A 12036-nucleotide genomic window follows, 5' to 3' on the forward strand; every position below is an offset into this window, starting at 1 on the left:
ATTCTATTTTAAATTTGTTTTAGACCACACATACTATAAGATTAAACATAATATATCGTCTCCTTATGTTTATTAAAAATTTAAGTCTGGTATTAGTAATCAGAAGGTGTTTGACTTAATACAACACAGGTAATTAACCATTCTGGTAACCATCGTCTTGCTAATCTTATCCCTAAAGTCGTTTTAAATGGGAACATGTTTTCTTTTTTGTTCTTCTTAATTCCCTCTATAATGTATCCCGCAGCCTTTTCTTTGCTAATCTCATAAGGTGCAGGCATACCATCATCTCTTACAGCCTCTGTATCAACAAAGCCAGGATGAATTGTTTGAATATGTATGTTTTTGAATCCAAAGTGCTTCAACTCCATTCGAGCAGTTTGCATAAATAATCGAACAGCTCCTTTTGCTGCTGTATAATCTCCTTGCATTGGAATACCAAAAAAAGATGCTAAAGAATTCATATGGGCAATCATACATTCTGTCCTTTGCTTTTTCATCTGGTGCATAATAGGTACATAGAAATGAATAAATGTATCAAAGTTAATTTGCATACAATGCTTTATCTTTATAGCCGAAGCTTGAAGTGTATTCGATGGGGGTCCAATACCAATATTAAGAATCGCTAGATCAATAACTCCATACATCTTTATAACCTCATCTACGACCTCATTACAGAAATTTTCATCAAGTGCATCTCCAGTAAAGTAGTGACAGATACTCCCATTATCTCTTATGATTTCTGCTACATCCTCCAGCTTATCTTTTCGTCTAGCAACAATAATGATAGTATTTTTGTACTTACTTAAAGCTAAAGCCGTTGCTCTCCCTATTCCAGAAGAAGCCCCAGTTATAATGATGACTTTGTTACGGATGTTCATGCAATCGTCCCCTTTTAATAAATTGTTGCTATAATGATATAATCGCCCACACTATAACCAATATAAATCCCATAAATTATTACACGCTTTTACTACAACTTGTCATAACCTATATCATACCTTTAAATAGTCAATATAAAAGCCAATGTGATCATGAATTTTTTTCATAATCTCTTCTTGATTTTGTTCCCATACGTGAAGTAGTAAAAACTCATTTAAAAGTCCCATTAGACCGTAATAAAATTGTGCTGTTATTAACTTCACATCACAATTTCTAATTGATCCATTTTCAATCATTCTAGTAAGAATAATCTCTGTATACTCCTTTCTCATATGATACAGATTTCGTGTGTTTATTTCGAATGCTTTCTCATTCACAAAACATTCCATAAAAATAATTTGAAGTATAGTTAGGTAAAGTTTATCATCAGCAATTCTACCAAACTTTTCCATGTTATATCTAAAGAAATATGCAATATCTTTTGAACTTACAATATGATCTATTTCCTTCTCTGTTAAAATTACACCTTCATATTGTTGAACGAAATAGTCCATGATCGTATCAAAAAGCTCTTTTTTCCCTTTATAATGATTATAAAATGAACTTTCTTTAATATTAACTGTCCTGCATAGTTTTCGAATACCAACATTGGCATATCCATATTCTGAAAACAAAAGGACACCACTATAGAATAATTTTTCCTTTGTAGTCTTAGTTACTTTAATCTTCTCTCTAAAATACTGTTCTTTATTCATATACAACTCCTCTAGTTAACCAGTTAAATTTTAAAATCACTAACATAATATTAAGTATATTGTGTGTTTTATACTATTTTGTTAAAATTTTAAGATATCTTATTATAACAAACTAACGTTTGTTAGTAAAGATATTATGAATATATTGCATAATAAAATACAGGTCATTGTTTAATCCCTTCCCATGGTGTATAATAATGTAAATCTGTTCAAAATAAAATTATAACTGTTAAGGAGATGTACCAATGAGAAAGACTCTTTATAATTTAGAAATGTGTAGGTACATATGGTTGATAGGATCAATTATAGGAACTCTACTACACATATCCAGTTCGCTGTACCTAGCATTTATCTTTCTTTCATTAGTCATTTTTATAAATTCACAAGTACGGCTAAAAATACTTAAAAATCGACTTTTTTTAATCTCCATCTTCTTAGAGGTATTACTAGTACTTTATCTGCAATCGTTGACAGGAGGATATATTTATATCATTCTCTTCACTACTATTACTGATTCTGTCTTGCGCCTTAAAGATGAGGTCTATTTAATATTCGTTCTAATCGCTTCAACATTATTATATTCTTTATATCCTGTGTATTCTTTGGAATGGATTATTATAATCTTGCTATTTTATTTGATTACTTATCTCCTACTTCGTCAACTTCGACAGGAATTAGATGCCAGAATGGACACAGAGGTACTTTACGATCAGATACGAAAATATAATTACGAATTAGAAGCAACTCGCGCTCGTCTGCTAAGTTACACAAAGCAAGTGGAAAATGTTGCGCAACTGGAAGAACGTAATAGAATATCCAGAGAGCTTCATGACTCAATCGGACATGATCTTACTGGTATCTTATTACAGGTCGATGCGTCTATTCAATTACTACCGATTGATGGAGAGAAGGGAATGGAAATACTCAACTCAGCTTACGATAACATCAATAAGAGTATTGAAAATGTTAGACAAACGGCTGGAAAATTACGTCCAACAACTTTTCAATCACATATGACGACCCTTAAAGAACTAATCGAAAAGTTTGAAAGAGATACAGGAGTTAATGTAGAGTTTTTAACAAAAGGTACGCCATATCAACTCTATCCCAGTATAGAGCTGGTTATCTATAAAAACATTAGAGAGGCTTTAACCAATTCAGTACGACATGGTTATGCTAAGAATATTCATATTCAACTTATCTACAGTAGCCAAGATATGCAAATAATAATTGAAGATGATGGTTTAGGTTCAACCCATATACAAAAGGGATTTGGATTAAGCGGTATGGAAGAGAGATTGGAGATTGTAGAAGGTTCTATAACTTATGCTGGAGATAAAGGATTTCGCATCCATATGAAAATACCAAAACGGGAGGTTATGTAAATGCCTATACATGTTGCCATAACAGATGATGATGCTCTTATAAGAGACAGTTTAAAATTAATATTAGAACTTGATGAAGATATTGAAGTAGTTGGTTTATGCTCTAATGGTGATGAAGCCTATAGACTTTGTATGGAAAAGAAAATAGACGTCATATTGATGGATATAAGGATGCCTGTATGTGATGGCATCATTGGAACAAAGAAGATTAAAGAATCATTTCCTCAGGTACATATTCTTATACTCACAACCTTTCAAGATGATGAATATATCTATCAAGCATTAAAAAATGGGGCTCATGGCTACTTGTTAAAAAACACGCCTTCGGCTAAGATACGTGAACAAATCAAACTGGTTTATAGCGGAACAATGCTTATTCATCCAGAAATAGCTGAAAAACTCCCCTCCATGCTCTATCAAGAGAAAGAAAAGGATTTATCTAGCTATCATCTATCTGGAAGAGAAATAGAAATCATACAGTTGATAAGTGAAGGATACTCCAATAAGGAAATTTCTGAAAAATTATTCTTAGGGGAAAGTACGATTAAGAACTATATCTCGGGAATTCTAACAAAATTGGATTTACGAGATCGTACCCAAATTGCAATATTCTACTTAAAAAATTAGTTACTCTTTTGAAAGCAGCCTAGCTGCTTTTTTTATAGTGTTGGAAAGTCCGCATTTTGCTCGCAAGGAACCATACTTTCCTATCTCAAGTTTAAATGTGGTGTTAATCACTTTTGTACTAGTGTAGGAAAGTCGTATAATTCAATGTTTAAGTGATGTGAGTCACATTATAATAGTACTTTTGTACTATTATAATGTGATTGAAGTTACCAGTCTTTCGACTCAAATTTAAATATACTATTAACATAAGAATTGTTTCGAGAAAATTAAAGGAAAGGATGATTCTTTTGGCTATTATTAAAATTAATGATTTAACTAAAAAATATGGCAACACTATAGCAGTTGATCATATGAACTTAGAGATTCGAAGAGGTGACATTTTTGGTTTACTTGGTCCCAATGGAGCTGGCAAAAGTACAACTATCAACATGATATGTGGTCTATTAAAAATGGATCAGGGAAATATCCATATCGACGGCATTAACATTAAAGATAATCCATTGGAAGCTAAAAAATATTTAGGTTTAGTTCCACAAGAAATAGCCTTTTACGATACACTTACTGCATATGAAAATATAGCTTTCTTTGGTAAGTTATCAGGTCTTAAGGGAACGTTATTGAAAGAAAGAACTAATGAGGCCTTAGAATTTGTTGGCCTCACTGAAAAAGCTCGTAATTATCCCAAAGAGTTTTCTGGTGGCATGAAACGTAGGTTAAACATTGCTTGTTCTATCGTTCATCACCCTAAAATCATCATTATGGATGAGCCTACTGTTGGAATTGATCCTCAATCAAGAAATAATATTTTAGAGTCCGTTAAGAAACTTAACCAAATGGGTTCAACTATTGTTTATACCAGTCACTATATGGAGGAAGTAGAAAACCTTTGTAATCAGATAGCAATTATGGATCATGGGCGAGTGATTGCCAATGGTTCAAAAGAAGAACTCAGGAAGATTGTCAATGACAATGAGAAGATAATTATCGATTGCTTAAATCTAAATTATAATTTGGTAGAGGACTTGAAGAAGCTTCATGGTATAAAGAGTGTTGATACAAAGGATCATTTACTTGAGATTATCGCTCAGAACGTGCAATCAGTACTCCAAGATGTATTCTTTATCATCTCTAAAAACAATGTTCAAATCAGAGAAATACAACTAACTACACCAGATCTTGAGACTGTCTTTTTATCGCTAACTGGTAGAAAATTAAGGGATTAGGAGGTGGATAAAGTGAATTATAAGAACATTCTTCATATAACATCATTAGAGCTGCTTACCAGTTTTCGTAACCCAATAGCTCTAGCTATTAATCTGATCATGCCTATTCTCATGGTCTTTATCATGGGGAATATTATGCAACCTCTTTTCGATGTAGCTGAGAATGGCATTGATCAATTTTCTATCTTGTATCATAATCAAGATGATGGACCTTTTGGCGCTGCCTTTGATAGCTTTATTCATGATGAAGGTAGTGGTTTCTTAAATGTTATTGAAATGCCAATTAAAACTATTGAAGAATCAATATCTGCTGCTGAATACCCTGCTGCAATCATAATCCCTGAAAATTTCTCATCATTAATCCTTTATGGAGAGACCACTGAAATTCAACTAATAGGCTCAGGTAACCATCCCATTGAAGAAAGCACTCTCAAGGCTTTTGTTAATAACTTTAGCCTATGGACGAATACACCACTTCTTTTTAATGATGTCATTCAAGAGCAAAATTCTAATAAGTCTCAAAGCGACACAACCAAAGCCTTTAATGAAGTCTTTGATGATTTTGGTAATAGCTTTATCAAGGAAGAAGTGTCTATTAATTCTATTCAACAGCCTATTAACAGTTTTCAATTTTTTGCAGCTAGTATGCTTGTTTTCTTTCTATTAACTTCATCAATGGGTATAGGGTGTAGCCTAGTGGATGACAGAAAGAACAAGACATATAAAAGAATCTTTTCTTTTCAAGTTAAAAAAAGCGAATACTTATTAGGAAAGATTATCGGAAATAGTTTTATTGCTATTTTACAGGCAATAAGCATCATTTTAGTTACCTATTTTGTATTTGATGTGGCTTGGGGACAACAGTACTTTGGTATTACAATCTTAGTCCTCCTAATAATTTTTATAGCTTCCGCAATAGGCATCCTTTTTTCCAACCTAGTGCGTTCAAGCGGAGCTCTGACTACTGTTCTCATTATCATATTCTGGTTCATGGCTTTTGTAAGCGGTGGTTTTACAGGTTCTCCGATATTAGAATCTGCTAGTAAGTTTACCATTAACCATTGGGCTTTTAATGCCTTTACCAGCCTTATGATTGGAGGAGAATTAAAAGATATTACAGGAAGTTTAATGGTGTTGATATGCTTAGCATTAGTTCTTTGGACCCTAGGTCTAGTATCTTATAATAGGAGGGCTTCCTATGAATAATAGTCTATTAATAACAGGAAATATGATTAAAAGAGCCTTTAGAAATAAAAAAGAATTGCTTATCTTAACATTGCTACCCATACTGATTATTGGGTTGATGACCGTACTTGGGGAACAGCAAAACTCAGAACCAATTCATGTAGGATATATCAATTTAGATCAAGGTAATCTGGGATTATCGCTTATTGATTATATTAATTCACAGGATAGTATCACATTAGTACCTATTGAAAAAAAAGATATCGCCAATCCTTCTGATTATAGCTTTACATTTTTAATACCTGTTGATTTCACTAGTCATATTTCTAATAACCAATTGACTCAGATAACCTTTTACCCTTTTGAACATAGTCTTTACTATGAAAATCTTAAAGGAAACATCAATCAATATATTGCAAGCCTTTATGTAATGAACAAGTTAGCTGATGAAACACTATTGCCTAAATTTATAGCAAGTTTGAAAAATCCACCTATAAATGTTTCTTATCGTATAGCTGGTGTAGATACCACACAGGTTAGTTATGAAGAGCGCCTTCCCTCTATGGGTTTTGTCATCACGTTTATCATGCTTTTAATCATTACAACAATGGGTTCTCTCCTAGAAGATAAAAAGAGATTGACTTTAGCAAGAGTTTTTACTCACCCAGTTAAATATTGGGAAGTTATAACTGGTAACTTATTAGGTAGCTTAGTACTGGGGTTATTGCAACTTATTCCTATTCTCATTACTTTGAAAATCATATTCCAAATACCGTTTGACAAGCAATTTCTAGGTTTAGCTCTGATTCTTTTTGCTTTTTTAGTAACATCCATTGGGATTGGGATTGGTTTGGTAGGTATAATAAAAAACAATTTTAATCCGTTATTAATTTTTTCTAGCATCATTATACCAACATCAATATTAGGAGGTACATTCATCCCATCCTCCATGATGCCTGATATTATTAATAAAATAGCTTATATCGTTCCACAGAAATGGGTTATGGATTCTATAGAAAAAGTACTCCAAGGTGCCCCTTTAAGTACTATACTATTTAATGTAGGTGTTATTCTTATGTTTGGTGTTGCCTTTGCCACCTTTGGTACTAAGACATTAAAACCCCTAAATGAATGAAAAAAGTTCGTATTTCTACATTAATTATTGACATGTGTCTTTACAGAAGCTTCAGAATATGCTACCCTCTTTCTGAGGAGTGATATATTGAATACATTATTTCAGGGTGTTATTAATTTTAAGAACACTTCATATAAGAATCATGAACAACTATACAATCAATTAAATGACCATCAAAATCCACATACACTATTTATTACTTGTAGTGATTCCAGAATTGTTCCCAGTATAATAACTGATACTATACCTGGAGAACTTTTCGTCATCCGAAATGTAGCTAACATTATACCAACATTTGATAAGATTCATGAGAATCCATCTGTTGGCTCAGCAATAGAATACGCCACAAAGGTGTTAAATGTAGAAAATATCGTAGTATGTGGCCATTCCAACTGCGGTGGTTGTAAAGCTATGACACAGGACCAGGATGAACTCATAGAGGTACCTATTACTGAGAAATGGATACAAATGGCTGATTTCGATTCCCAAACGACAAAGAACTGTGTTGATGATCACAAACAAATAGAGCTAAAAAATGTACTTACGCAGATCAATCACTTACTGACCTATCCATTTGTGTCACAACGTTATAAGAATAAGAAGCTTAACATCTATGGGTGGTATTATGATATTGGTACAGGACAAATCTATAATTATAACAGAGAAAAGCAAATCTTTGAATTAATACAGTAATTAGTAATAGCGAGGGATTAACCCTCGCTATTTATCTAAGTATTCTATTTAAATCTTATTTGTAAAATAAATCTCTGAGAAATTCAATATACTGATCTAAATTTTCGAATAATTCTTCCGGATTTAATTCTATCTCATTGGCTCTAACCTTATCTTGATACTCATCACTGCACTTTTGCATGGTCCACTGAATGACATTAATGGTTTTGTCTATATCAATATCCTCCTTAAATTTACTCAAGTCGATATTTTTCAAGTAAAACCTTGTCTGTATATCTGAAAGACTAGCATTTGACTTAATCACATCATTTCTGATTTTTTCCTTCGATTCTTTATCTACATTATTAATATAAAAGTCCATCATATAAGGGAATTCCAAATACACATCTAATTTAATTCTTAAAGATTGCTTAATTCTACTAAATAAATCAGTTTCTTCCCAATAAAATTTCTCGTTAAAAGTTTTAATTAATTGAGTTATAGAGAATTCTAAGAGAAAATCATATAACTCTTGTTTATCAGTAAAATAATGATACATCAATCCACGGGATACATTAGCCGCCTTAACAATGTTATTAGTTGATGCTTTTTCAAAATTATTCTTACTAAATTCCTCTAAGGCACAGTTAATGATTCTATTAATTTTTTCATTATCCAAATCTATATTTTTAAACTTTTCATCCATCAGTATAACACTCCTTCATAGTAATAGACAACTTGTGTCTATCTTCATTATACACCTAACCTCCAAAATTTATCAATTATTTTTTTGGGGGCTACTTTCTTGGTAGCTTGCTTTTGCAGTATGTGTTTTAAGAATTCGACATCTATCGAATTAGATGTTATAATAAGATATTCTTACGAACAGGTGATTATATGAATAATGAATATGAATTAAAGGTGATTCATAAGCCTAGTTACTATATTGAAATGGTTGCTTTGCTTCATAGTATCATTACCAAGCAAAAAGAGCCTTTTACATTGGATAAAGATTATACTGAACTAATAAATATATTCCATGGACTGAATTTGAAAGGCTGTGAATTATTTGAGTTCTTTCTCCATAATCCAATAGAGAATTACAACGAGCTTAAAACTTACTTTGAAAACTTAGATGAGTTAGAATTCTTAACAATCTTATTTGATAATACTTTTTCTGCTGAAGAAGTAAAACAATTATATAAAGATTTTGATAGTATCAAAATGTTGGCTAAAGTCAATGTTAATGCAATGGATAATGATACAAAATCAATGAAATACATCTTTCAAGAAACAGAGTCATTTGCTAAAAAACTACTAGTTCTCTTTCAAGATCTTGATCATATAGTAACTGCTCAAATGAAACATACAGATATGTATCAAGAAAAGATGAAAATTATTAATAGTATGTTACAAAAGATGATGCCCATTAATGTATCACAAGAAATTATGGGGAAAAAATTTAGAAAGCAATATGCTTATACTAGTTTCTATTTTGTCCCTTCATACTTCTTTAAACGATTTCCTATGCGAACCTATAATGACCATACCCAAATCCTAGCTTATCCCATTTTGGATTATGACTATTATGATGAAAAATATCTGGTGAAAGCTATGAAAATATTAGGTGATCGTATCCGGTTACAAATGGTTAAAAAGTTATCCCAAAGACCTATGTTTGGTAAAGAATTAGCTCAGGAATTAGGTATTGGACCTTCTACAGTTAGTCATCATTTAGACCAACTTAACTCTGTGAAGCTACTGCACATTGAGCGTGATAAAAATACTAAATATTTTAGTTTGAATCATAACGAGTATCATCAACTGCTTGATGGTATGAAAAAATATATTTCCAAAATTGATCATTAGATTGATGAACAGACTCTATCATAAATATTAAACCTATTTATGTTGAGTCTGTTTTTATTATTTATTACTTATATTGACTTGACTCTTCTCTCTTACCGTGATATCATGGACATCTAATTCGATGTTTGTAGAATTAGATTCTTATCCCATATATTCTCTCAATTGATTTATCTGAAGAAAGGATTGATGAATATGAAGACAATACTGAGTTCGTTTAACCACTACAGGGGTTTGCCAAAAGAAATATACATACTTACTATTCAACGATTTATAAATTCAGTTGGTGGGTTCGTTCATCCCCTACTAGTCATGTTTTTAACAAAACGCATAGGTTTGGATACAGAAGTTGCAGGCTTTTTTATGTTAATTGCTACTTTTGCTAGTTTACCTGGTTCCATTATCTCAGGTTTTTTAGTTGACCGTTATAGTCGTAAAAGAATTTTATTGTCCTCAAGGGCTATAAGCGCGACCATTTTTATGATTTGTGGTTTCTTAGGCAATTCTATTTGGGTTGCTTATCTTATCATTCTTTCTAATTTCTTTTGGAGCTTTTCAAAACCAGCAACAAGTGCTATGACAGCAGATCTTACTACACCCCAAAACAGAAAGCAGAGTTATTCACTGCTTTATTTAGGGATGAATCTAGGTCTAGCTTTTGGTTTTATGCTAGCAGGCTATTTATTCGAGAATTATACGAGATGGTTGTTTTGGGGAGATGGTATAACATCCTACTTGAGCTTATTATTGGTCATCTTTTTTATAAAGGATACCAAACCATCACAAGATGATATCCAAGAGATTAACGCATCCTATCGTCAAAGTGAAAAAGAAGAGAAGGGGAATAGTTTTAGAGCTTTATGTAATCGTCCATACGTCGTCGCTTTTATAATAATAAATGCAATGATATGGTTTGTTTATCAGCAACATAGTTTTATCATGCCTCTTCATTTAGAAGAGCTCTCCCCTGAAAAGGGTTCATTATTATTTGGTCACATAATGACCATTAATACTATTATCGTTCTTATTTTTACTCCTATTTTACTACAATTAACTAGTAGGAATAAGCCCATCGTCAATATAGGTATTTCTGTTATAGCCTACATTATTGGTTTTGGTATGTTAGCTTTTAGCTCTACACTATGGCCATTCTTCATTTCTGTTATTATATGGACTTCTGGGGAAATTATAGGAATGGTTAATACAGGTGTTTACGTATCAAATCATACACCAGTTAACCACAGAGGGCGTTTTATTGCTTTTAAAGACGTATTACAAAGTGGAGGTCGTTCATTAGGTCCATGGATAATGGGTAGCTATCTTACAGGTCGGCACTATAGTCAAGGCTGGGCTTTAACAGCTCTAGTAGGATTGGTTATACTAGGGTTAGTAATAATCCTATTCAAAAGCGAAGAGACTGAAATGCAAAAGAGCCTAAAGATCCGTTAACAGTATAAAAGATCAAGCATCACACTTTGAGATAGATGCTTGATCTTTTTGACTAACAAATAGCTTTTTTCCTCTTCTTACCTAAACGTCCCATATCCTTTATTTTCATAATTGATTCAGTTGCTGGAGGTACTTTACAGGAAGTCTTGCCCATATACACGTTAACTTTCCCTATCTCTTCAGCAATCGCTAATGCTTCATCTGTTAATTCTGGGATAAAGGATCCAGCACAAATAATAAAGTTATTCATGGTGTACTTGACACGATTATTTTCTTCATGAATCTTGGCTTTAATATGATTCATAACTTGTCTAATTTCTTCATAATCCAATTGCTCATTAGGTACAATGGATATATAATTACCATAAGCTGAATAAGCTGCTGCCCGTTTCTGTTTATTCTCTTCTCCTTCTTGATCAATCCAATCATGAATACATGGTAATGCAACAGGACTCTCTGCTGCTACTCTACTAACAACATACTCATTAATCATATAACTATTGGCATCCAAGAGCCACTCATCTAATATTTCTTTGGTTATCATCTTTGGATCTACAATATATTGAGCCAGATACATAGCATCATAGTTACCAGTCTTAAATAATTCTAAGCCCAATTGATGATCTTTTTTAATCTTTTTGATAAGTTTTTTGAGGTCACCTATCTTAACACCAAACATTGGGTCTTTACCACCATGGTTTTTATATATTTTCCTAGTCTGCTCTGTTCCCATCAATTCCAGTTCCATCATTACATCAGGTAAAGTCATACTACTCACCTCTCAATTAACTAAAATTATCAACTAATAACATTTCTTATATAATTATTATAAAGCAACTCTTTTTCAATGTCAAACTACT

At 32.3% G+C, this 12036-nt stretch carries 12 protein-coding genes; 8 read left to right on the forward strand and 4 right to left on the reverse strand.

All coding sequences use genetic code 11. The annotated features are described in order from the left end of the window. Nucleotides 1-92: 92 nt before the first annotated feature. Complete coding sequence (locus C1Y58_RS07240) at nt 93-878, reverse strand: SDR family NAD(P)-dependent oxidoreductase (RefSeq protein WP_105615343.1); 786 nt, start codon at nt 876-878, stop codon at nt 93-95. A 114-nt stretch (nt 879-992) separates the two neighbouring features. Continuing rightward, complete coding sequence (locus tag C1Y58_RS07245) at nt 993-1634, reverse strand: TetR/AcrR family transcriptional regulator (RefSeq protein WP_105615344.1); 642 nt, start codon at nt 1632-1634, stop codon at nt 993-995. 245 nt (nt 1635-1879) lie between these two features. On the opposite strand from C1Y58_RS07245, the gene C1Y58_RS07250 reads away from it, so the two are divergent. The 6 genes from C1Y58_RS07250 (at nt 1880) to C1Y58_RS07275 (ending at nt 7882) form a co-directional block, all read left to right on the forward strand. Continuing rightward, nucleotides 1880-3019: a sensor histidine kinase gene (locus C1Y58_RS07250; RefSeq protein ID WP_105615345.1), complete on the forward strand. Its 1140-nt coding sequence runs from the start codon at nt 1880-1882 to the stop codon at nt 3017-3019. Then, nucleotides 3020-3646: a response regulator transcription factor gene (locus C1Y58_RS07255; protein ID WP_207655722.1), complete on the forward strand. Its 627-nt coding sequence runs from the start codon at nt 3020-3022 to the stop codon at nt 3644-3646. It begins immediately after the preceding gene. Nucleotides 3647-3933: 287 nt separating this feature from the next. Beyond that, nucleotides 3934-4869 carry an ABC transporter ATP-binding protein gene (locus tag C1Y58_RS07260; RefSeq protein WP_105615346.1) on the forward strand — a complete coding sequence of 312 codons (936 nt, stop codon included), beginning with the start codon at nt 3934-3936 and terminating at the stop codon, nt 4867-4869. Between the two features lie 12 nt (nt 4870-4881). After that, nucleotides 4882-6075, forward strand: a complete 1194-nt coding sequence (locus C1Y58_RS07265) for an ABC transporter permease (RefSeq protein WP_157949999.1) — start codon at nt 4882-4884, stop codon at nt 6073-6075. Then, nucleotides 6068-7189: an ABC transporter permease gene (locus C1Y58_RS07270; protein WP_105615348.1), complete on the forward strand. Its 1122-nt coding sequence runs from the start codon at nt 6068-6070 to the stop codon at nt 7187-7189. Before C1Y58_RS07265 ends, C1Y58_RS07270 begins: the two co-directional genes overlap by 8 nt. 87 nt (nt 7190-7276) lie before the next feature. Continuing rightward, nucleotides 7277-7882: a carbonic anhydrase gene (locus C1Y58_RS07275; protein WP_105615349.1), complete on the forward strand. Its 606-nt coding sequence runs from the start codon at nt 7277-7279 to the stop codon at nt 7880-7882. A 55-nt stretch (nt 7883-7937) separates the two neighbouring features. On the opposite strand, the gene C1Y58_RS07280 is transcribed toward C1Y58_RS07275, so the two are convergent. Beyond that, nucleotides 7938-8567: a TetR/AcrR family transcriptional regulator gene (locus C1Y58_RS07280; RefSeq protein ID WP_105615350.1), complete on the reverse strand. Its 630-nt coding sequence runs from the start codon at nt 8565-8567 to the stop codon at nt 7938-7940. Between the two features lie 191 nt (nt 8568-8758). Here C1Y58_RS07280 and C1Y58_RS07285 point away from each other — a divergent pair, with 191 nt between their 5' ends. Together C1Y58_RS07285 and C1Y58_RS07290 are read left to right on the forward strand one after the other, a co-directional pair. Continuing rightward, nucleotides 8759-9730 (forward strand): ArsR/SmtB family transcription factor, encoded by a 972-nt coding sequence (locus C1Y58_RS07285; RefSeq protein ID WP_105615351.1) that lies wholly within the window; start codon nt 8759-8761, stop codon nt 9728-9730. A gap of 192 nt (nt 9731-9922) precedes the next feature. Further along, nucleotides 9923-11176: an MDR family MFS transporter gene (locus C1Y58_RS07290; RefSeq protein ID WP_170311546.1), complete on the forward strand. Its 1254-nt coding sequence runs from the start codon at nt 9923-9925 to the stop codon at nt 11174-11176. A gap of 52 nt (nt 11177-11228) precedes the next feature. Here the strand turns inward: C1Y58_RS07290 and C1Y58_RS07295 are convergent, their stop codons facing one another. Further along, on the reverse strand, nt 11229-11945 hold the full coding sequence (locus C1Y58_RS07295; protein WP_105615353.1) for a DNA alkylation repair protein: 717 nt from the start codon (nt 11943-11945) through the stop codon (nt 11229-11231). Between the last annotated feature and the right edge of the window lie 91 nt (nt 11946-12036).

The organism is Vallitalea okinawensis, assembly GCF_002964605.1.
GTDB classification, from domain to species: domain Bacteria; phylum Bacillota; class Clostridia; order Lachnospirales; family PQDH01; genus Vallitalea_A; species Vallitalea_A okinawensis.